Source organism: Antarcticirhabdus aurantiaca (assembly GCF_009765365.1).
GTDB lineage: Bacteria > Pseudomonadota > Alphaproteobacteria > Rhizobiales > Rhizobiaceae > Antarcticirhabdus > Antarcticirhabdus aurantiaca.
This window is the reverse complement of sequence record NZ_VTOM01000029.1, coordinates 40,244-59,560: the sequence shown is the minus strand read 5'-3', so window position 1 is coordinate 59,560 and position 19,317 is coordinate 40,244. Positions and strand designations below refer to the sequence as shown.

At 70.4% G+C, this 19,317-nt stretch carries 19 protein-coding genes, 1 pseudogene and 1 other annotated feature; of the genes and pseudogenes, 3 read left to right on the top strand and 17 right to left on the bottom strand.

Going from position 1 to position 19,317, the window contains the following annotated elements:
• Window positions 1–45 precede the first annotated feature (45 nt).
• The 4 genes from FZN60_RS25380 to FZN60_RS25365 are packed head-to-tail and all read right to left on the bottom strand — an operon-like array spanning window position 46 to window position 5,208.
• The gene (locus FZN60_RS25380; protein WP_158876526.1) at window positions 46–822 is read right to left on the bottom strand and encodes an ABC transporter ATP-binding protein; all 777 of its coding nucleotides are present in this window, start codon (window positions 820–822) and stop codon (window positions 46–48) included.
• Window positions 819–1,889, bottom strand: a complete 1,071-nt coding sequence (locus tag FZN60_RS25375; RefSeq protein ID WP_246727188.1) for a FecCD family ABC transporter permease — start codon at window positions 1,887–1,889, stop codon at window positions 819–821. Before FZN60_RS25375 ends, FZN60_RS25380 begins: the two co-directional genes overlap by 4 nt.
• The gene (locus FZN60_RS25370; RefSeq protein ID WP_158876524.1) at window positions 1,886–3,016 is read right to left on the bottom strand and encodes an ABC transporter substrate-binding protein; all 1,131 of its coding nucleotides are present in this window, start codon (window positions 3,014–3,016) and stop codon (window positions 1,886–1,888) included. The genes FZN60_RS25375 and FZN60_RS25370 overlap by 4 nt, the downstream gene beginning before the upstream one ends.
• Window positions 3,016–5,208, bottom strand: a complete 2,193-nt coding sequence (locus tag FZN60_RS25365) for a TonB-dependent siderophore receptor (protein ID WP_158876521.1) — start codon at window positions 5,206–5,208, stop codon at window positions 3,016–3,018. The genes FZN60_RS25370 and FZN60_RS25365 overlap by 1 nt, the downstream gene beginning before the upstream one ends.
• 233 nt (window positions 5,209–5,441) lie before the next feature.
• Window positions 5,442–5,497 (top strand) — a sequence feature (sul1 is cis-regulatory element that is thought to sense ions involved in sulfur or methionine metabolism; They are found in Alphaproteobacteria).
• A gap of 70 nt (window positions 5,498–5,567) precedes the next feature.
• On the opposite strand from FZN60_RS25365, the gene FZN60_RS25360 reads away from it, so the two are divergent.
• Complete coding sequence (locus FZN60_RS25360; protein ID WP_158876519.1) at window positions 5,568–7,052, top strand: SulP family inorganic anion transporter; 1,485 nt, start codon at window positions 5,568–5,570, stop codon at window positions 7,050–7,052.
• Window positions 7,053–7,098: 46 nt separating this feature from the next.
• Here FZN60_RS25360 and FZN60_RS25355 read toward each other — a convergent pair whose 3' ends face one another.
• From FZN60_RS25355 to FZN60_RS25325, 7 genes and pseudogenes are all read right to left on the bottom strand, one after another.
• Window positions 7,099–8,022, bottom strand: coding sequence for a TauD/TfdA dioxygenase family protein (locus FZN60_RS25355; protein WP_158876516.1), 924 nt, complete (start codon window positions 8,020–8,022; stop codon window positions 7,099–7,101).
• A gap of 38 nt (window positions 8,023–8,060) precedes the next feature.
• A complete protein-coding gene (locus tag FZN60_RS25350) occupies window positions 8,061–9,413 on the bottom strand; it encodes an LLM class flavin-dependent oxidoreductase (RefSeq protein WP_158876514.1) in 1,353 nt (450 codons plus the stop codon).
• 53 nt (window positions 9,414–9,466) lie between these two features.
• The gene (locus FZN60_RS25345; RefSeq protein WP_158876595.1) at window positions 9,467–10,237 is read right to left on the bottom strand and encodes an ABC transporter ATP-binding protein; all 771 of its coding nucleotides are present in this window, start codon (window positions 10,235–10,237) and stop codon (window positions 9,467–9,469) included.
• A gap of 14 nt (window positions 10,238–10,251) precedes the next feature.
• Window positions 10,252–11,259, bottom strand: coding sequence for an ABC transporter substrate-binding protein (locus FZN60_RS25340; protein ID WP_158876511.1), 1,008 nt, complete (start codon window positions 11,257–11,259; stop codon window positions 10,252–10,254).
• Between the two features lie 43 nt (window positions 11,260–11,302).
• Window positions 11,303–12,156 (bottom strand): annotated as a pseudogene (locus tag FZN60_RS25335) (ABC transporter permease).
• 418 nt (window positions 12,157–12,574) lie between these two features.
• Window positions 12,575–12,721: a hypothetical protein gene (locus tag FZN60_RS25330; RefSeq protein ID WP_158876509.1), complete on the bottom strand. Its 147-nt coding sequence runs from the start codon at window positions 12,719–12,721 to the stop codon at window positions 12,575–12,577.
• Window positions 12,722–12,827: 106 nt separating this feature from the next.
• Window positions 12,828–13,043 carry a hypothetical protein gene (locus FZN60_RS25325; RefSeq protein ID WP_158876506.1) on the bottom strand — a complete coding sequence of 72 codons (216 nt, stop codon included), beginning with the start codon at window positions 13,041–13,043 and terminating at the stop codon, window positions 12,828–12,830.
• Window positions 13,044–13,457: 414 nt separating this feature from the next.
• Between FZN60_RS25325 and FZN60_RS25320 the strand changes: the two genes are divergently transcribed.
• The gene (locus FZN60_RS25320; RefSeq protein WP_158876503.1) at window positions 13,458–13,775 is read left to right on the top strand and encodes a DUF1236 domain-containing protein; all 318 of its coding nucleotides are present in this window, start codon (window positions 13,458–13,460) and stop codon (window positions 13,773–13,775) included.
• 82 nt (window positions 13,776–13,857) lie between these two features.
• On the opposite strand, the gene FZN60_RS25315 is transcribed toward FZN60_RS25320, so the two are convergent.
• Genes FZN60_RS25315 through coxB form a run of 3 tightly spaced genes read right to left on the bottom strand, consistent with a single transcriptional unit; the run spans window position 13,858 to window position 17,410 of the window.
• Window positions 13,858–14,214: a hypothetical protein gene (locus FZN60_RS25315; protein WP_158876501.1), complete on the bottom strand. Its 357-nt coding sequence runs from the start codon at window positions 14,212–14,214 to the stop codon at window positions 13,858–13,860.
• Window positions 14,211–16,793, bottom strand: a complete 2,583-nt coding sequence (ctaD, locus tag FZN60_RS25310; protein ID WP_158876499.1) for a cytochrome c oxidase subunit I — start codon at window positions 16,791–16,793, stop codon at window positions 14,211–14,213. The genes FZN60_RS25315 and ctaD overlap by 4 nt, the downstream gene beginning before the upstream one ends.
• Window positions 16,790–17,410 carry a cytochrome c oxidase subunit II gene (gene coxB, locus FZN60_RS25305; RefSeq protein WP_369413077.1) on the bottom strand — a complete coding sequence of 207 codons (621 nt, stop codon included), beginning with the start codon at window positions 17,408–17,410 and terminating at the stop codon, window positions 16,790–16,792. Before coxB ends, ctaD begins: the two co-directional genes overlap by 4 nt.
• Before the next feature lie 84 nt (window positions 17,411–17,494).
• Between coxB and FZN60_RS25300 the strand changes: the two genes are divergently transcribed.
• The gene (locus FZN60_RS25300) at window positions 17,495–17,992 is read left to right on the top strand and encodes a DUF2231 domain-containing protein (protein ID WP_158876494.1); all 498 of its coding nucleotides are present in this window, start codon (window positions 17,495–17,497) and stop codon (window positions 17,990–17,992) included.
• Here FZN60_RS25300 and FZN60_RS25295 read toward each other — a convergent pair.
• The 3 genes from FZN60_RS25295 to FZN60_RS25285 form a co-directional block, all read right to left on the bottom strand.
• Window positions 17,970–18,527, bottom strand: a complete 558-nt coding sequence (locus FZN60_RS25295; protein WP_246727186.1) for a CopD family protein — start codon at window positions 18,525–18,527, stop codon at window positions 17,970–17,972. The genes FZN60_RS25300 and FZN60_RS25295 overlap by 23 nt on opposite strands.
• A 151-nt stretch (window positions 18,528–18,678) precedes the next feature.
• Window positions 18,679–18,924, bottom strand: a complete 246-nt coding sequence (locus tag FZN60_RS25290) for a hypothetical protein (RefSeq protein WP_158876492.1) — start codon at window positions 18,922–18,924, stop codon at window positions 18,679–18,681.
• Window positions 18,925–18,955: 31 nt separating this feature from the next.
• On the bottom strand, window positions 18,956–19,138 hold the full coding sequence (locus FZN60_RS25285; RefSeq protein ID WP_158876489.1) for a hypothetical protein: 183 nt from the start codon (window positions 19,136–19,138) through the stop codon (window positions 18,956–18,958).
• Between the last annotated feature and the right edge of the window lie 179 nt (window positions 19,139–19,317).

Here is a 19,317-nt window from a genome sequence, read left to right as displayed (position 1 = left end):
CCGGCGCGCCGGGCGCGGCATCCGGGGCGGGCTCGTTCGGGGTGCTCAGTCGACGACGAGGTAGGGGCGCCCGCCCGAGCCCGCTTCGAGGCGGCTCGCCACGCCATAGACCTCCGCGACGAGGTCCGGCGTCAGGACCGTGGCGGGCGGACCTTGCGCGCGCAGCCGGCCGCGGTGAAGGACCAGGAGACGGTCGGCCCAGCGAAGGGCGAGGTTGAGGTCGTGAAGCACCACCGCGACGATGCGGCCGGCATCGGCGAAGGCGCGCGCGGCCAGCATCAGCTCGCGCTGGTGGCGAAGGTCGAGCGCGCTCGTCGGCTCATCGAGAAGCAGCAGAGCGGGCGCGCGCACCACCGTCTGGGCGAAGGAGGCCATCTGCCGCTGGCCGCCCGACAGGCGGTCGAGCGGCGCATGCGCGATCTCGGCGAGGCCGAGCGCTTCCAGCGTTTCGGCCGCCCGTTGCTCGGCCTCGGCCAGGCCCAGCGCCTCGCGCGCGATCGGCGCGGCCTTCACGGCGCCGACGACGCTCTCGAACACGCTGAGGCGCACGCCGCGCGGGACCGTCTGCGGCATGAAGCCGACGAGGTTCTCGCGCCCGCGCGCTGCCCGCGACAGGAGGTCGGCCGTCCCGAGGCGCGCGGTGCCGGAGGCGTCCGCGAGGCCGGCCAGCGCCTTGAGGAGGGTCGACTTTCCCGCGCCGTTCGGCCCGACCAGGGCGAGGAGGCTGCCGGGCCGAACCGGCTCGATCGTCGCGTCCTCGACGATGCGCCGCCGGCCGTAGCCGGCCGAGAAGCCGGAGAGTTCCAGGGCGAGCCCGCTCATCCGCGCCTCGACAGGATCAGCGAGAAGAAGATCGGCAGGCCGATCAGCGAGGTGACGATGCCGATCGGGATGACGACGCCCGGCAGGATGGATTTCGCCGCGATCGAGGCCGCCGAGACCAGCGCCGCCCCGACGAGCGCGCTCATCGGCAGAAAGAAGCGGTGGTCCTCGCCGACGAGGATCCGCGCGATGTGCGGCCCGACGAGGCCGACGAAGCCGACCGTGCCGACGATCGAGACGGCGGCGCCGGTGAGGAGGCTGACGCGGGCGAGGGCGAAGAAGCGCAGGCGCGGCAGGTCCATGCCGAAGCTCGCGGCGCGCTCGGCCCCGAGCCGCAGCGCGGTCAGCTTCCAGGCCTGGGCGAACGACAGGGGCAGGACCAGGAGCGTCACCGCGGCCACCGGCGCGATCGTGTCCCAGCGCGCGCCGGCAAGGCTCCCGAGGAGCCAGAAGACGAGCTGCTGCAGCGCCTGCTGCGAGGCGACGAAGAGGAGGAGCGACAGAAGGGCGTTGAAGGTGAAGACCAGCGCGATGCCGACGAGAACCAGCGTCTGCGTGTCGTGCCCGCGCTCGCGGGCGATCCCCTGCAGGATCAGCATGGCGCCGAGCGCGAACAGGAAGGCGTTGGCCGGCACCAGCCAGAGGGTCGGCACGCCCGGAATCCCGAAGCCGAGGACGATCGCCGCGGCCGCGCCGAGCGCGGCGGCCGGCGCGACGCCGAGCGTCGCCCCTTCCGCCAGCGGGTTGTCGAACAGCGTTTGGAGCTCGGCGCCGGACACGGCGAGCGCCGCGCCGACGAGAAGCGCCGTCAGCGCGGCGGGGAGGCGCACGCTCTGAACGATCACGAGCGTCGTCGGGTCCACCGCGCCGCCGGTGAGCGCCGCCACGGCGTCGCCGAGGGCGAGGCCCGCCGGGCCGGAAACGAGGTCGAGGAGGAAAAGGAGGACGGAAACGAGGCCGGCGGCCGCCACCAGGATCCAACGCCGGCGGTTCGTGCGCCGATGGGCGGCGCGGATGCGCTCGGCGGCGCCCGAGCCGGGGCCCGCCCCCGATCCTGGAGCGGTCACGGCGCGAGGCTCGTCCAGAAGGTGCCGGGCAGCGGCCGGCCGAGGAAGCGCTCCTCGATCGTCGCGCGGGTGGCCGCCGGGTCGAGCGTCGCGGCCGTTTCCGGGTGCAGCCAGGTCGCCAATGCTTCGAGCGCGAGGATGTTGAGGGGGGTGCCGTTGAACCAGTTCCACAGCCCGTGGGCGCGACCCTCCCGCACGGCGCGGAAGCCCGCGATCGGCTCGGCCGCGACGACCGCGCGAAGCCCGGCCCGGGCCTCCGCCTCGTCGATGCCCCCGCCGAGCCGCAGCCCGTCGCCGGGCGCCGACAAGCCCGTCGCGACGTAGACGTCGGGGTCGGCGGCGAGGACGTATTCGAGCGCGAGGGCCCCGCCGAGCGTGTCCGGAAAGGCCGCTTCGCCGATGTTTCGCCCGCCGGCGATCGGGAGGAACGCGCCGAAGCCGCCCGTTCCCTGCGCCCAGCAGCAGGCCCAGGTGGCGGGAAAGGCGTTGAGGATGAGGCTCCTCGCGGGGCGCCCCGCCACCGCTGCGCGCACCGCCGCCAGCCGCTCCTCGAAGAGCGCGGCATAGCGCTCGCCCGCTTCCGCGCGCCCGAGCGCGCGGCCGAGGAGGCGCATGCTCGCCGGCGTGTTCTCGACCGGCGCCTCGAAGAAGTCGGTGAAGAGGACGGGAATGCCGAGGGCGTCGAGCTGCCCGACCAGCACCTCGACGCGCGGCTTCTGCCAGAGGCTGAAGACGACGAGGTCGGGCTTTGCGGCGAGCACCAGCTCGAAGGGCAGGCCCGAGCCCTCGTCGCGGGCGGTCGGAACGCTGCCGAGCGCGGGAAAGGCCTGGACCAGCGCGGCCTCGGTTCCCGGATCGTAGGCGCCGAGATCGGCCCCGACGAGAACGAGGCGCGAGAGCGCCTGCGGGTCGACGAGCGCCAGCGAGATCGCCTGGACGCCTTCGCCGAGCGCGATCCGCTGCGGCCTCTCGGGGATCGTCACCGCGCGGCCGGCGACATCGGTGACGGACACGGGAAAGGCCCCGCCCTCCTGGCTCGACGCCGGGGAGGCGGCGGCGAAAACCAGGAGAGCGAGGCCGAGGAGGACGCGCGCCGCGGCTCGCAGCGCGCCGGGGACGCGCTCCATCAGAACTTGTAGGCGAGGCTGGCCGAAACCTTGCGCGCATCGCCGTAGAAGCAGGAGTTCTCGTCCGGCCCGCAACTGACGGTCCGCTTGTCGAAGAGGTTGTCGGCCGCGACGGTGGCGCGCCAGCTGTCAGTCTCGTAGGAGACCGCGGCGTCGACCAGCGTGTAGTCCGGCACCTCGAAGTCGTTGGCGCGGTCGGCGTAGCTCTTGCCGACGTGGCGCACGCCCGCGCCGAGCTTCAGGCCCTTGGCCGCGCCCGACTGGACCTCGTAGTCGAGCCAGAGCGAGGCGAACTCTTCCGGCGTCGCGGGCGGCACCTGGCCGAGGTCGAGGCCCGAGGATTCGGTGACCTCGACGTCCATGTCGGTATAGGCGCCGAGGAGGCTGAAGCCGTAGCCGAGGTTGAGGTTGGCTTCGAGCTCCAGGCCGCGCGAGCGGATTTCGCCGGTCTGGACGTCCACGAAGGGCCGCCCGCCCACCACGTCGCGGGTGAGCACGTTGCGGCGCTTGATGTCGAAGAGCGAGGCGGTGAAGGTGCCGTCGAAGCTCTGCGGCTCCCACTTCACGCCGCCCTCGATCTGCTCGCCGTCGCCGGCCTCGAAGGGTTTGCCCGTATCGGCATCGACGCTGAGGACAGGCGTGAAGAAGGTCGAGTAGCTGAGGTAGGGGGTGATGCCGTTGTCGAAGAGGTAGGCGGCGCCCGCGCGGCCCGAGAGCTGGCCCTCGTCTGCGTCGTTGTCGAGGCCGAGGGCCAAGCGGTTGTCGAGCTCCGTGTCGAGGAAGTCGTAGCGCGCGTTGAGGGTGACGACCAGCTTGTCCCAGGTCATCTGGTCCTGGAGGTAGAGGCCCGTCTGGTTCAGCGTCTGCTTGTTGTCGATGTAGGGCGCGCCGACCGGCGGCTGCACCGCGTCGTAGTCCGGATCGAGGACGTCGAGGTTGGTGCCGAAGGAGAAGGCCTGGTTGTCGTCGATGCGGAACCAGCGGTAGTCGACGCCGGCGATCGCGACGTGGGAGACCGGTCCGGTCTCGAAACGCGCCTCGCCCTGCGTGTCGATCGTGACCGTGTCGGCTTCGGGCGTCGTGCGGAAGTTCAGGCGGCCGATCTCGGTGGGGGCGCCGCCGAAGGCGGTGCCGAAGCCGTAGACCACCTGGTAGGTCGAATCGAGGTGGGCGTAGCGGGCGTTCTGGCGGACCGTGAAGGTCTCGTCGAAGCGGTGCTCGAACTCGTAGCCGATCATGGCCTGATCGCGCTCGAACTCGTCGACGTCCAGGCTGCTCGTGAAGAGCTTGCGCGAGATGCGGCCGTAGGATGCCGGCTCGACCGTGCCGACATAGGGCAGGAAGCCCGGCGTGTTGTTGGAATCGTCGCGCTGGTAGTAGCCGTAGAGCGTGAAGCTCGTGTCGGCGTCGGGCGACCAGTTGATGCTGGGGGCGACGACGCCCTCGAAGGTGTCGCCCTCGTCGGCGAAGGTGTCGCCGCCGAAGATCTTGGCGTCGAGGCGGTAGGACCAGACCTTGTCCGCGTCGAGCGGACCGGTGGCATCCAGCGAGGTGTAGCCCTGGCCCCACTCGTTGACGCCGACCTCGATCTCGCCGCCCGGATCGGTGGAGGGGCGCTTGGAGACGAGGTTGACGATGCCGCCCGGCGAGGTGCCGCCGTAAAGCACCGAGGCCGGCCCGCGCAGCACCTCGATGCGGTCGAGCGTCACCGGGTCGATGCGCCAGGAGGCGAAGGCGGTGGAGAAGAGGCCGAGGCCGTCGAGGAAGAGGCCGTCGGTTTCGGCCGGGAAGCCGCGGATGTTGAACCAGTCGAGGCGGTTGTTGGCGCCGAACTTCTGGCCGAGCACGCCGGCGGAATAGCGCGTCGCCTCGTCGACGGTCTGGACGTTGCGCTCCTCGATCTGGTCGCGCCCGATCACCGAGACGACCTGGGGCGCGGCGCGCTGGGAGCCCGCGCCCTTGAGCGCGGTGGTGGCGCCGGCCGGCGTGGTGACGCCGCTCGAGCGCTGGCCGGTCGCGGGAGAGGCGGTGGTGCTCGTCCCCGTCCCGCCGGCGCCGGCGCCGGCTTCGCCTCCGCCGTCGACGACCACGGTGTCGAGGGTGATCGATCCTCCGCTCTGCGCCGCGGCGTCCTGCGCGATGAGGCTGCCGAAGCAGGCGGCGGACAAGAGGAGGTGGCGGCGCAGCAGCATGGATCAAGTTCCGAAGGAGTGGACGAACCTCCTTCGCCGGCCAAACATGACTCTTCAAGTCAATTTAAGAACGCGGCGATGCGATCCGCGGCCAATGTGGCGGATCGGTGACGTTTCGGGCGGCTGACGGTCATCGGGCATCGGCGGCGCAGGCGAAGATCGGGCCCGTGCTCCGGCGCGCCGCGCGACGATGTTGCGGTGCAAGGCGCGCGGCCTTATGAGGAGACCATTCGACTGGACCCGGTGAAAGCCCGGGTGGCTCTTCCGGCCGCCGATCCGCCGGACAACGCAAACGACACGCGTCTTCTCGCTGCCCGCATTCGAGCCGGGCAGGCGGTCATGCTTTGCGGACATTTCCCATGAAAATGCCTTACCTGTCGCGCCGGGAGTGGGTATCGAACCCGCGCGGCGATGTCCTTTCGGGCCTCGTCGTCGCGATCGCCCTCGTTCCCGAAGCCATCGGCTTCTCCGTCATCGCCGGCGTCGACCCGAAGGTCGGCCTCTACGCCTCGGTGGTGATCGCCACCGTGATCGCCTTCGTCGGCGGGCGTCCCGCCATGATCTCCGCCGCCACCGCCGCGACCGCCGTCCTGATGGTCGACCTCGTGCGCGACTACGGCGTCCAGTACCTCTTCGCCGCCACCATCCTGATGGGTCTCATCCAGATCGTGGCGGGCGCGCTGAAGCTCGGGCGGCTGATGCGCTTCGTCTCGCAATCGGTGATGACGGGTTTCGTCAATGCCCTCGCGATTCTCATCTTCCTCGCCCAGATGCCCGAACTGATCGGCGTGCCGACGGCGACCTACGCGCTGATCGCGGCGGGGCTCGCGATCATCTACGGCCTGCCGTTTCTCACCAGGGCGGTGCCTTCGCCGCTGGTCGCGATCGTCGTTTTGACCGTCTTCGTCTGGGCGAGCGGGCTCGACGTGCGCACCGTCGCCGATCTCGGCGAGCTGCCCTCGGCGCTGCCGAGCTTCGCGCTGCCGGACGTGCCCTATACGCTGGAAACGCTTCGGATCCTGCTGCCCGTCGCCCTGGCGCTCGCCGCGGTGGGCCTCCTGGAATCGCTCCTGACCGCGCAGATCGTCGACGACATGACGGACACGCCGAGCAGCAAGAGCCACGAATGCGTGGGCCAGGGCGTCGCCAACATGGCCTCCGCGGTCTTCGGCGGCATGGGCGGCTGCGCGATGATCGGGCAATCCGTCATCAACGTGTCCTCGGGCGGGCGCGGGCGCTTGTCGACGCTCGTCGCCGGCCTCTTTCTCCTGGTGCTCCTCGTCCTCCTGCAGGACCTCCTGGCGGCGATCCCCGTGGGGGCGCTGACGGCGGTGATGATCATGGTCTCGATCAACACCTTCTCCTGGCGCTCGATCGCCCGCCTGCGCTCCAACCCCGTGCCGTCCTCCGCCGTCATGCTGGCGACGGTGGCGGTGACGGTGGCGACCCACGACCTCGCCAAGGGCGTCCTCGTCGGGGTGCTCCTGTCGGGCGTGTTCTTCGCCGGCAAGGTGGCCCGGCTCAGCCGGGTGTCGTCCTCGCTCTCGGCGGACGGACGCACGCGCACCTACCTCGTCGAGGGGCAGGTCTTCTTCGCCTCGGCCTCGACCTTCGCCGAGGCGATCGACGTGCTGGAGCCGGTGGAGCGCATCGTGATCGATGTCGGCGCGGCCCATTTCTGGGACATCTCGGCCGTGGGCGCGCTGGACCGGGTGGTCATGAAGGCGCGCGGCCACGGCCGGATCGTCGAGGTGCGCGGGCTCAATGCCGCCAGCGCCACCATGGTCGAGCGCTTCGCCGTCCACGACAAGGCCGGCGCCGGCGACGCGGTGACCGGCCACTGATCTGCGAATGGGCGCAACCGGCCGCGCTCAAGCGCGGCCGGCGCCGTCAGGCCGCCTTGGCCGCGGGCTTGGCCGCCACCCGCAGGGCGGTGCTGGGACGCCCGTCGACGCCCACCGGCACGTCGCCGTCGACGGTCACGCGGCGCACCACGCGGTGGGCGTCGCCGTAGTCGTTGACGGCGTAGTGCTGCGTGGCGCGGTTGTCCCAGATCACGACGTCGCCCGCCTGCCAGCGCCAGCGGACCGTGTTCTCCGGCGCGGTGACGTAGGACTGGAAGAGGTCGTAGAGCACGGCCGAGTCGCGCTTGGAGAGGCCGGCGAAGCGCTGGACGAAGTTGCCGAGAAGGAGCGAGCGCTCGCCGGTCTCCGGATGGACGCGCACCACCGGATGCTCGGTCTCGTAGACGGTTGAGGTGAAGACCTCCTCGTAGTGCCGGCGCTCCTCGGCGCTGGCGCGCGGTCGCACGGCGGCATAGTCGTAGACGTTGCTGTGGATCGCGCGCAAGGTATCGGCGAGGCGCCGCAGGGGCTCGGGCAGGGCCTCGTATGCGGCATGGGTGTTCGACCAGACCGTGTCGCCGCCGGCCTCCGGGATCACGACGCCGCGCAGCACGGAGAACTTCGGATAGGCGTCGACGAAGGTGACGTCGGTGTGCCACTGGTCGGCCCGCCCGCCGCCCCGACTGGAGTCGAGGTTGAGGATGGAGGCGCTGTTGTTGAAGGCGCCCTGGGTCGGGTGGGGCACGAGGTCGCCGAGCCGCCGGGCGAACTGCTCGTGCGCGGCGTCGTCGAGGTGCGCCTGACCGCGGAAGAACACCACCTTGTGGGCGAGAAGCGCGGCGTTGATGGCCGCGATCGTCGCCTCGGGCAGGTCGCCCGACAGGCGGACGCCGCGGATCTCGGCGCCGACGCGGGCCGTGACGGGAACAACGGCGATCGGCGCGGCCTCGGCGAGGGAAAGGCTGGTCATGCAGGTCTCCTGGGTTCGGGACGGGGGAGGGGGTCGAGCTATTCCGCCGCGGCGGCGAAGCGGGAGGCAGAGCGCGCGGCCGGGTGATCGAGGCCGAGGTTCTGGCGCAGGGTCGCGCCCTCGTAGTCCTCGCGGAACAGGCCGCGGCGGCGCAGTTCCGGCAGCACCAGCTCGACGAAGTCGACGAGCCCGCCGGGCTTGATCGGCGACATCACGTTGAAGCCGTCGGCGCCGTAGGCCTCGAAGCGCTCTTCAAGGAGGTCGGCGACCTGCGCGGGCGTGCCGACCACCTGCCAATGGCCGCGCGCGCCGGCGACGCGCTTGTAGAGCTGGCGGATCGTCAGGTTCTCGCGCCGGGCGAGCGCGAGAAGGAGCGCCTGCCGGCTGCGGTTGCCGTTGGTCTCGGGCAGGTCCGGCACAGGGCCGTCGAGGGGATAGGCCGAAAGGTCGACGCCGATCGTGGTGGACAGGAAGTCGAGCCCGACTTCCGGCTGGATCAGCTCCTGCAGCGCCTCGAATTTCTCCTCGGCCTCCGCCAGGGTGCGCCCGACCACGGGGAAGACGCCCGGCAGCACCTTCAGCTCGTCCGGCCGGCGGCCGTAAGCGGCGAGCCGCCCCTTCAGCCGGGCGTAGAAGGAAACGGCATCCTCCAGCGTCACCTCCGCCGCGAAGACCAGCTCGGCCGTGCGCGCCGCCAGCTCCATGCCCGCCTGCGAGGCGCCGGCCTGGACGAGAACCGGATGCCCCTGCGGCGAGCGCGGGATGTTGAGCGGCCCGCGGACCTTGAAGTGCTCGCCGCTATGGTTCAGGAGCCGGAGCTTCTCGGGGTCGAAGTAGCGCCCGCTCGCCCGGTCGCGGACGAAGGCGTCGTCGTCCCAGCTGTTCCAGAGGCCGAGCACGACGTCGGCGAACTCCTCGGCGCGCGCGTAACGGTCCGCATGGCGGATCGCCGCGTCGTGGCCGAAGTTGAGCGCGGCCTCGGGGTCCGCCGAGGTCACGAGGTTCCAGCCGGCGCGCCCGTTCGACAGGCGGTCGAGCGAGGCGAACTGGCGGGCGAGGTTGTAGGGATCGGAATAGCTGGTCGAGGCGGTCGCCACGAGCCCGATGCGGCTCGTCACCGCCGCCAGCGCCGAGAGGAGCGTGATCGGCTCGAAGGGGGTGACGCCGCTATGGGCCTTGCGGCTCGCGGCCTCGCGGTCGGACAGGCGCACGCCCACGCCGTCGGCGAGGAAGAGGGCGTCGAACTTCGCGGCCTCGGCGATGCGGGCGAGCTCGACATAGTCGACCAGCTCGGTGCCCTGCTGCGCGTCCGGATGGCGCCAGGCGGCCAGGTGATGGCCGGTGAAGTAGAGGAAGGCGCCGAGCTTCATGCGCTCGTTGCGGCGGGCCATGGGATCGTCCTCGTTTTGGATCTGGGGGAGATGAGGGGCGAGAACCCCGAGCGTCAGTGGAGGCCGAACTCGGCCATCAGCTCGCCGCGCAGGCGCACGAAGCGGGGATCGCCGCGCTCGCGCGGGCGCGGCAGGTCGACGTCGAGGATGCGGGCGCCGCGCTCCTTGTCCTTGGGCAGGATGAGCACCCGGTCGGCGAGAAACACCGCTTCCTCGAGGTCGTGGGTGACGAGTACCATGGTGACGTTCTCCTCGCGCCAGATGCGCGCGAGTTCCTCCTGCATGGTGATCTTGGTCATGGCGTCGAGCGCGCCGAAGGGCTCGTCGAGGAGGAGGATCTCCGGCTGGACGGTGAGCGCCCGGGCGATGCCGATGCGCTGCGCCATGCCGCCGGAGAGCTGGCGGGGATAGGCCTCGGCGAAGTCGTCGAGACCGACGAGGCGGATGGTGTCCCGCGCCCGCGCCTCGGCCTGCGCGCGCGGGGTGCCGCGCACTTCGAGGCCGAAGGCCACGTTGCCGAGCACCGTCTGCCAGGGCAGGAGGCGCGGCTCCTGGAAGATCACCGCGCGCTCGGCGCCGACGCCGCTGAGCGGCCTGTCGCCGATCGTCACGACGCCGGCATCGGCGGCTTCGAGGCCGGCCAGGATGCGCAGCAGCGTCGTCTTGCCCGAGCCGCTGGCGCCGACCACCGCGAGGCATTCGCCCGAGCGGATCTCGAAGCTCAGCCTGCGCAGGACCGACAGCGGCCGGCCGTTGAGGGGATAGGACTTCGACAGGTCGCGGATCGTCACCTCTCCGCGACCGGCCCGCGAGGTCGTGGCCATGGCTGCGCGGCTCATCAGTTCGTCGCCTTCGCGGCGTCGGGCTGGAACAGGAGGTCGGCGGCCTTGAACTTGCCCTGCGGCAGGCTGCCCTCGCGCTCCAGCACCTCGATCCAGAAGGACAGGTCGCGCTCCGTCGCCCGGCCGCCCTCGCGCAGGCCGAAGCCCTTCCAGTAGCGGGCGATCTCGGCGTTCTCGCCGCGCTCCTCGAAGATGCGAGCGAGCACCTCGCGCGCTTCCTCCGGGTGCTCGCGCGACCAGTCGGCGGCGCGGGCGGACTGCTCGACGAAGTCGCGCGCGGCCTTCGGATGAGCCTCGACGAAATCGCGGCGCAGCACCGCGAAGCCGCCGGCGATCTCGCCGAGGACGTCGGTGTCGTCGAAGATCGGGCGCACGCCGCCGTGCTCGAGGAGGACGCCGCCGAAGGTCGTCTGCCAGTAGCCGATGGCCGCGACGTCCACCTGGCCCGAGCGCAGGACCTGCTCCAGCTGCGGGCCCGGCACCGTCACGAGGTTGGCGGCGTTCGCCGGCAGCCCGGCGCCGTGCAGCGCTTCGCGCACGGTATAGTCGAGATGGGCGCCGAGCGTGTTCACCGCGATCGTCTTGCCCGGCAGATCGGCGATGGAGCGGATCGGGCTGTCGTCGAGAACGTAGAAGACGCTTTGGACGCCGTCGTTGATGCCGTTGGTCGGATAGGCCGCGACGAAGTCGTTTCCGCCGGTGATCGAGTTGATCACGGCGGCGGTGGCCGCCGAGCCGATGTCGACGCTGCCGGAGGCGAGGCCGAAGAGCGATTCCGGCCCGCCCTTGGCGTAGCCGACGTTCTCCAGCGTGATGCCGAGGCCGTCGAAGTAGCCGAGCTCGAATGCCAGCTCGTGCGGACTGACGCTGCCATGGCTGGCGAGGAAGCGCAGCGTGACGGGCTCGGGCGTCTGCGCGCCAGCCGGGCCGGCGGCGAGGAGTCCGAGAACGAGGCCGCCGAGCGTCGCCCGCGCGAGTCCGCGAGCCTGCGAGAGGATGGTCATGGGAAGATCCTTTGATCGGGAGGAGGGATGAGAAAAAGGGAGGTCAGACGGCGGCGTTCGGGCCGTTCCAGCGGCAGAGCCGGCGCTGCAGGCGCACGAGCACGGCGTTCGCGGTGAGGCCGAGAATGGCGAGAAGCGCGATGGCCGCGAACATCAGCGGGATCTGGAAGTTGTACTGGGCGTTCATGACCTGGAAGCCGATGCCCTTGTTGGCGCCGATCATCTCGGCGGCGATCAGGAGCAGCAGCGCGGTCGTCGCGCTGAGGCGCAGGCCCACGAAGATCGCCGGCACGGCGCCCGGCAGCACCACGCGGCGGAACACGGTGAGGCGCGAGGCACCGTAGGTGCGCGCCATCTCGACGAGCTTCGGGTCGACCTCGCGCACGCCCCCGATGGTGCTGAGCAGCAGCGGAAACAGCGTCGCCCAGAAGATCACGAAGACCTTGGACGCTTCGCCGAGCCCGAGGATCAGGATGAAGACCGGATAGAGCGCGAGGGCCGAGGTCTGGCGGAAGAGCTGGAGGATCGGGTCGAGCGCGGTGTTCACCGCCCGCACGTGACCCATGAGGAGCCCGAGCGGGATCGCGACGACGACCGCGCCGGCGAAGGCGATGCCGGAGCGCTGCAGCTGATGGCGATGTCGTCGAGGAGCGCGCCGCCGACGAGGCCCTGCCAGAGCGCGGCGGCGATCGTGTCGAGGGGCGGGAAGACGGCCGGGTTGAGGAGGCCCGTGCGGCTCGACACCTGCCAGGCGACGAGGAAGCCGACGAGAAGGCCGTAGCGGGCGAGGATGGTCTCGGCGAGGCGGCGAAGCCGCGGATCCACGGCGATCCGAAAGGGAGCTGCGGGCGATCGTCGGTCGAGGGCGGCGGGATGGTCGATCCGGTGCAGGGTCATGCGGCGTCCTTCGGCTCGGGATGGCGGAGGCCGTCACCGCAGCGCGGCCGCTCCTTCCATGCCCATGAGCCTAGCCAGCAGCTCGCCCGCTCCCAAACAATAATCTACCAAATCTATATACAAAATTAGAAACGCGGACGGGCTATTGTTGGATTGCTGTCGAGGTTGAGTTCCGCGAAGGGCAGGCCGGGCTCAATCGAGCCTGCCGCGCAACTCGGAGGGACGCGAAGTCCTCAGCCGGGCCCTTTGCCGCCGCGCCGAGGTGGTTGGCTCAGGCGCGCATCACCAGCGAGACCGTGCCATCGCCTGGTCGTCGCCTCAGCGGCGAGGCTGGAAAAGTACCGACCGGATTGCCGGCGGCGAGCGGGTCCGCTCGCAACCCCGGCCGGCGCGCCGCGGCGCGGCGCGCGACGATCGGTCAGAAGACTGGGCGGCCCGGGTTTTCGGAGGAGGAGGTGACGGGGAGGTCGAGCGGCGGCGCGATCACGGACGCGCCGACGAGTGCCATGAGAACGATCATTGCGCCACCGAAGCAGACGGCAATGAAGGGGCGGTCGTCGGCCATCGCGCCAGAAGGTCCGTTGTCGATGTTGCAGGCGGTTCGAGAACGTCCACCTGCCTGACTTGTTCCAGGCCATGAATCCGCCGCACCGGGCGGATGCGCGCCGCCTTCAGGCGGCCAGGCCGATGGCGACCATGACGGCGAGGCTCAAAGGCCAGAGTGCTCCGGCGAACATGCCGATGACGAGGGCCGGAATCCAACCGAGGGTCAGGCCCGCCGCCCATCCATGATCCTGGATCGCGTAGGCCCAGGACAAGGCAAAGGCCGACCCGCCGACGGTCGCGAAGCCGATCTTGTAGAACTGCGCGATCCGTTCGCCCCGCATCTGCCTCGCTCCCTGCCAAAGGGGGGTGCCGTGCGTCCCGACGCCAAGGGCGGGGGCAAGCTCTGCTATGCCGCGCCCGGAACGCTGCGCCTCGTGCGGGCGCTCTCTTCCTCGATAGACGCGCGCGTTGAAACTGTCGCCCCGCCGTTCACCGTTTCGACCAGGTGTTCGATGGTACAGGCGCTTTCCGTTCCAGCCTTCAATCTGAATCAAAGCGTCAGGTTCCCAGAACCGCGGAGTATGTAACCAGCCATCAACCAATATTCGCGCACATTCGAAGGTTGATGATCGTTCCGGTTGTTCGAGGAAAAGGTGCGGTTGGTTGCGCGTTGCGAGGCGCTTGGCAACTCTTTTCGATGACGCACGTTTCGGGGCCACTCGCATGGAAGGGACATCCAAGGTGAGTGAACCATCATGAAGACAACTATCCTGTTCGCGTCGGTCGTTCTCGTCGCTCTCGGTGCGCCGGCCATGGCCCAGACCGGGACCACCCAGACCGTCACCACTCAGACCACGACGACCACCGTTCCGGCCGAGGTGCGCACCTACGTCACCGGCCAGGAGGCGACCTCCGTCACGGTCGACGGCGACGTCGTGGTGGGCGAGGCCCTGCCCGAGACGGTCACCATCACGCCGATCCCCGACAATGCCGGCTTCGGCTACGCGGTGGTCAACAACAAGCGCGTCGTGATCAACCCCGAGACCCGCACCGTCATCGAGGTGGTGGAGTAATCCCTCACCGAGGCGCGGGAGGGCTCGTCGCGAGCCCTCCCGGACAAGGGGCACCGATCGAGCCCGTATGCGGCGGTCACGCTCACAGGCAGGCGGACAGGCCGAGGATCGGGGCGTAGTTGACGAGGGTCGCGGCGAGGGCGACGAGGCTCGCCCAAAGGCTGGTCCGGCCGAAGAAGCCGGCGAGTCCGTCGCCGGCCGATGCCCGCCTGGCCCGTCCCCGCATCCAGAGGACGAGGCCGGCGATCAGCGCGAGGTGGGCGAGCCACAGGCCGACGAGCACGAGGCGCTGGAGGCTGACCGGTCCGACCTGAACGGCCTCCCAGCCGAACGCGCAGCCGATCGAGAGCGCCGCGTAGAGCGTGACGAAGGCGGAGCTCCAGATCACGAGCCCGGCCGTCAGAAGCAGGAGATTGGCGGCGGAGCGCTGGCCGATCATGGGACCGCGAGCTCCCGGAGCGGCGCCAGACGCCCGAGGCCGACAAGGAAGCCGAGAGCCAGGAGGGTCGCGGCCGCCGTGTAGCCGTGCCACAGCGCGCCGGTCCGCAGATCCGCCGAGCGCTTCGCCGACACGTAGCCGGCGAGGCAGCGCCAGGCGCCGAGGCCGGCAAGCACCGCCCCGATCGCTCCGTGAAGCGCCACGTAGCCGAGAACCGCGACGCTCACCGCCATGTGCGCGTGAAGCGTCGGCGTGGGCACGGCGGTCGCGGCGATCAGGATCGCGCAGCCCGCGGCGAGGGCGTGGGCGAGGGCGGCGGCGACGAGGAGGGCTGCCGCGAGGCGCGTGCTCCGGGGCACCGCGATCAGGGCGGCGCGGCCGAGAAGGGCCGCGGCGAGGGCCGAGACGAGAAGGCCGACCGTCGGCGTCCATGGCAGATCGAGCGGCGCCGGTCCCGGCCAGCCCGGCGCGACAAGCCACAGAAAGAGCCCCCCGAACATCAGCGAGGCGAAAAGCGTCGCGTCGGCGACGAGCAGGAACAGCATGCCCCACCACGTGGCCGGCCGCTCGACCTCGGCGTGGAGCGGCAGGGCCAGGCCCATGCCGGCGCTGAGCGGTCCGTGGTCCTGCCGCTGGCCGGCCTGCCCGCTCCAGGCGAGAAGAAGGCCGGTGACGAGAAGGAGGGCGACGGGTGACAGCCAGTAGAGCTTGAACAGGAGCGACAGGACGAAGGCGCCGATGGCGAGCGCCGTGAGGAGCGGCAGAAAGGTCGGGCGCGGCAGGACGGCGATGTGTTCGGGCCGCCCGTCGGCGATGCCGACGACGAGGGTTTCCTGCCAGCCGTGGCGGGGCTCGGCGAGATAGCCCTCGCCTCGCTCAAGCGCCGCGCCGAGATCGGGACGGTCGCGCAAGGGGGTGCGGCTCGACACGGCCGGAATGGCCGCGAAGGCGTAGGGGCGCGGCGGGATCGCCGTCGCCCATTCCAGCGTCTCGGCGCCCCAGGGATCGGGCTTCGAGCGCCGGCCGAAGCGGATCTGGAACAGGACGTCGGCGGCAAAGAGCGCGAAGCCCGCCGTCATCACGAAGCCGCCGATCGAGGAGACGAGGTTCGGCCAGTCCCAGCCGTAGCCTTCCGGCACGACGGCCCAGCGGCGCGGCATGCCGAGAAGGCCAGTGAGGTGCATGACGAGGAAGGTCGCGTTGAAGCCGAGAAAGATCAGCCAGAAGGCGAGCTTGCCCACCCCGTAGAGCGGCTCGCGGCCGGTGACGTGCGGCAGGTAGTAGTAGGCGGCCGCGAGCATGGGAAACACGAAGCCGCCGACGAGGACGTAGTGGAGGTGGGCGACCACGAAGTGCGTGTCGTGCGCCTGCCAGTCGAAGGGCACGATGGCGAGCATGACGCCGGTGAGGCCCCCGCAGACGAAGATCAGGAAGAAGCCGACGACGAAGAGCATAGGCACGCTCATGCGCGGGCGTCCCGCCATCAGCGTGCCGAGCCAGAGAAAGATCTGGACGCCCGTCGGAATCGCGACGAGCACGCTCGCGGCCGAGAAGAAGCTCTGGGCGAGGTGGGGGATGCCCACCGTGAACATGTGGTGGACCCAGAGGCCGAAGGACAGGAAGCCGAGCGCCGTGATCGCGACGACGATCCAGGAGTAGCCGAGGATCTCGCGGCGGGCGAGGACTGGGATCATCGTGGTCAGGATGCCGGCCGCCGGCAGGAAGATGATGTAGACCTCCGGATGGCCGAAGAGCCAGAAGAGGTGCTGCCAGAGGAGCGGATCGCCGCCGCGGGTGGGGTCGAAGAAGGGCAGGTCCGCCGCCCGTTCCAGCTCCAGGAGGATCGAGCCGAGGATCAGCGGCGGGAAGCCGACCAGCATCATCCCGGCGGTGACGAGGATGTACCAGGCAAAGAGCGGCATCTTCGCGAGCGTCATGCCCGGCGCGCGGAACTTCAGGATGGAAACGGTGAGCTCCACCGCGGCGGCGACCGCCGAGATCTCGACGAAGGTGACGCCGAGGAGCCAGACGTCGGCGTTGATCCCCGGCGAATACACGTTCGAGGACAGGGGCGTGTACATGAACCAGCCGCTGTCGGGCGCGACCCCCATCACGAGCGCCGCGATCAGGATCGAGCCGCCGAAGAGATAGCACCAGAAGCCGAGGGCGGTGAGGCGCGGAAAGGCGAAGTCTCGCGCGCCCAGCATCTTGGGCAGGAGATAGATCGCCAGTCCCTCGAACATCGGGATGGCGAACAGGAACATCATCACCGTGCCGTGCATGGTGAAGATCTGGTTGTAGACGTCCGGGCCGACGAAGGCGCTGCGCGGCGAGGCGAGCTGGGCGCGGATCAGCATGGCGAGCACGCCGCCGATGGCGAAGAACACGAAGGCCGCGACGATGAAGCGCCGGCCGAGAACGGTGTGGTTGACCGAGGACAGGCGCCCCCAACCCGGCGGCGTCGCCCAGATGCGCTCGAGGCCGCGCTGCGCGGCGGTGAGCTTGGGCGGCAGCGCGGCGTCGCCCGAGGCGGGCTCGGCGACGTCGCCCGGCACGAGCGGCAGGTCGACCTGGCTCATCGCGGCGCCTCCCCGGACAGGACGGCCGCGAGGGCGGCCTCGAAGCCCTCGGCCTCGTGGGCGAGGGCGGTGAAGATCATGCCGGTGTGGCCGGTCCCGCAGAATTCGGAGCAGACGCCCCCATAGCTGCCCGGCCGGTCGGCGGTGAGGCGGATCGTGTTCACGTGGCCGGGGATCGCGTCGATCTTGCCGCCGAGCCGCGGCACCCAGAAGGAATGGATGACGTCGGTCCCGATCACCCGCACGTCGACCGGTTGGCCGGCCGGGATGTGGAGGGTGCCGACGCTCTCCCCGCCGCCGGGATAGCGGAAGCGCCAGAGCCACTGCTCGGGCAGCGCCTCGACCGTATAGGCCTGCGTGCCGGGATGGGGCAGCAGGCGCTCGCCGGTCGCGAGGGCGAAGACGAGGAGGGCGGACAGGACGACGCCGGGAAAGGCGAGCCCGCCCCAGACCAGCCAGCGCTTCGGCGGCACGTTTGCACCGAGGCCGGGCTTGAGGAGAGCCAGCGCGAGAAGCGCGGATACGAACAGGAAGATCGCGCTCGACCCGGCCAGCATGACCCACCAGAGCAGCGCGGTGGAGGCGGCGTTCGGCCCGGCCGGGTCGAGCGCGGACAGGTTGCCGGCGCAACCCGAAACGCCAGATGCGATCGCGGCGACGAGGGCGGCCCGGCGCCCGGCCGAGGCGAAGGAGACGCACCGATGAAGAGCCCGACGGATTCGAACCCCGTGATCCGCAAGGTCGCCGAGAAGGACGTCAGCTCCGCGGTCGCCATCGCCGGGCATCCGATCCACGCCATGGCCGTGCACTTCCCGATCGCGCTCGCCATTGCGACGCTGGGTGCCGACGTCTTCTACTGGTGGAGCGCCGACCCGTTCTGGGCGCGCGTCGGGCTCTGGTCGATCGGCTTCGCCTTCGCGACGGGCGTCGCGGCGGGGCTGGTGGGCACGGCGGAGCTCCTGCTCGTGCCGGGCATCCGCGCGCGGGCGGCGAGCTGGACGCACGCCATCGCCGCGATGATGTTCCTGTCGATCTGCGGCATGAACTTCGTTCTGCGCCTGGTCGAGCCGGACGCGGTCCTGCCGCTCGGCCTCGCCTTGTCGGGCTTGGGTGCCGTGTTCACGGGGCTGGCTGGCTGGCACGGCGGAAAGCTGATCCTGCATCACGGCGTCGGGATCATGGTGTCAGACCAGGAATGAATTCGGCCGCGAGCGCCCTCAGGCCCCCGGGCTGAAAGAAAACCTCGGGAATCGCGCCCAAGGGCAGCTCGGGCTTGGCGAGCACGACCCAGACGATGCCGGTCATGACCAGCGCGAGTGCGGTGACGCTCGCGCCCACGCGCCAGCGCGCGAAGCGCCCTTCCGGCTCGAAGACCGAGAGCACCACGAGCCCGATCCAGACGTGCAGCGCGACCAGGATGCCGACGAGGACGAGCTTGGCCGCGAACCAGGGCGAGACCACCTCGCGCTGGAAGATCAGCGCCGTTCCCGACGCGATGGCGAGAAAGGCGGCGGGCGAGATCACGGTGATGTAGGCGAAGCGCGTGAAGGCGTGCAGCCGGTGCAACGGCGCTCCGTCGCCCACCGCCTGCCGCTGGCCGAGCAGGAGCGGCATCAGCAGCAGCCCGCCGGCCCAGACCGAGAGCGTCGCGACGTGAAGGAGCTTCAACCAGACGATCGTCATGCGCCGGACGTCGGGCCGAGCCTGCGTCTCGACGGGGGGACGATCACCCATGCGCTCATCGGCAAAACTCCTCCGCCCGCCAAGCCATCACGACAAGGCCGACATATCGCGCCGCGTCGGCGCAGCAACCGTCGATCGTCACGCGCGCGGCTCAAGGCGAAGCCTCGGTCCGGCGGGGCCGATCTCGGGGCAGAAGGCTTCGTCAGTGAAGGGTCGTGCTGGGCGCCTCGGCGAAGCTGTCGATCCCGTATTCCTCCACGGCCGCCCGGAAGGCGCGCAAGGCCTCGCGGTCGGTGGGGAAGGGGTCGGCCCACACGGTCGATCCGCCGCCCTCGTCGATCACCTCGAGCACCCATCCGGCCGCTTCGCCGAGCGCCCGGTAGATGCGCACCTCGACCGTCACGTCGTCTTCGGTGACCGGGCCGCTGAGCGGGGATACGTCGTGCATGGGAACTCGGCTCGCGCGCAGGTCGAAGAGATCATCGATGGGACTTGAGGTACTCCTTGCCGCTGCGCGTGATCTGCCAGCGGTCTTCCTTGCGTTCGGCAAAGCCGAAGGCGGACAGATCGGAGATCAGGCGGGTGTCGGGGGCGTCGATGGGGCCGCGCGCGAGCTGGGAAAGCAAGGTGCGGCCCTCGGCCGTCATACGGGCCAGAGCCATGGGAGTTATCCTTGTGCGTGAAGGCCTTATATATCGGCGGCAAAGCGCCCGGCTGCAAGGGGCCGCGGGCTCGTTCCTCCCGGATGCGGGCCTCTTACCACGAGTCCGGGATCGTGTCCGGTCGCGACCACACTATTTGACGTGTCCTCAAGGTTGTGCGGCAGCAGGCCCGGCATAGT

Coding starts and splice junctions, on each gene's coding strand:
- FZN60_RS25380 (WP_158876526.1), bottom strand. CDS start 822: ATGAGCGGGCTCGCCCTGGAACTCTCCGGCTTCTCGGCCGGCTACGGC.
- FZN60_RS25370 (WP_158876524.1), bottom strand. CDS start 3,016: ATGGAGCGCGTCCCCGGCGCGCTGCGAGCCGCGGCGCGCGTCCTCCTC.
- FZN60_RS25365 (WP_158876521.1), bottom strand. CDS start 5,208: ATGCTGCTGCGCCGCCACCTCCTCTTGTCCGCCGCCTGCTTCGGCAGC.
- FZN60_RS25360 (WP_158876519.1), top strand. CDS start 5,568: ATGAAAATGCCTTACCTGTCGCGCCGGGAGTGGGTATCGAACCCGCGC.
- FZN60_RS25355 (WP_158876516.1), bottom strand. CDS start 8,022: ATGACCAGCCTTTCCCTCGCCGAGGCCGCGCCGATCGCCGTTGTTCCC.
- FZN60_RS25350 (WP_158876514.1), bottom strand. CDS start 9,413: ATGGCCCGCCGCAACGAGCGCATGAAGCTCGGCGCCTTCCTCTACTTC.
- FZN60_RS25345 (WP_158876595.1), bottom strand. CDS start 10,237: ATGGCCACGACCTCGCGGGCCGGTCGCGGAGAGGTGACGATCCGCGAC.
- FZN60_RS25340 (WP_158876511.1), bottom strand. CDS start 11,259: ATGACCATCCTCTCGCAGGCTCGCGGACTCGCGCGGGCGACGCTCGGC.
- FZN60_RS25330 (WP_158876509.1), bottom strand. CDS start 12,721: ATGGCCGACGACCGCCCCTTCATTGCCGTCTGCTTCGGTGGCGCAATG.
- FZN60_RS25325 (WP_158876506.1), bottom strand. CDS start 13,043: ATGCGGGGCGAACGGATCGCGCAGTTCTACAAGATCGGCTTCGCGACC.
- FZN60_RS25320 (WP_158876503.1), top strand. CDS start 13,458: ATGAAGACAACTATCCTGTTCGCGTCGGTCGTTCTCGTCGCTCTCGGT.
- FZN60_RS25315 (WP_158876501.1), bottom strand. CDS start 14,214: ATGATCGGCCAGCGCTCCGCCGCCAATCTCCTGCTTCTGACGGCCGGG.
- ctaD (WP_158876499.1), bottom strand. CDS start 16,793: ATGAGCCAGGTCGACCTGCCGCTCGTGCCGGGCGACGTCGCCGAGCCC.
- FZN60_RS25300 (WP_158876494.1), top strand. CDS start 17,495: ATGAAGAGCCCGACGGATTCGAACCCCGTGATCCGCAAGGTCGCCGAG.
- FZN60_RS25295 (WP_246727186.1), bottom strand. CDS start 18,527: ATGGGTGATCGTCCCCCCGTCGAGACGCAGGCTCGGCCCGACGTCCGG.
- FZN60_RS25290 (WP_158876492.1), bottom strand. CDS start 18,924: ATGCACGACGTATCCCCGCTCAGCGGCCCGGTCACCGAAGACGACGTG.
- FZN60_RS25285 (WP_158876489.1), bottom strand. CDS start 19,138: ATGGCTCTGGCCCGTATGACGGCCGAGGGCCGCACCTTGCTTTCCCAG.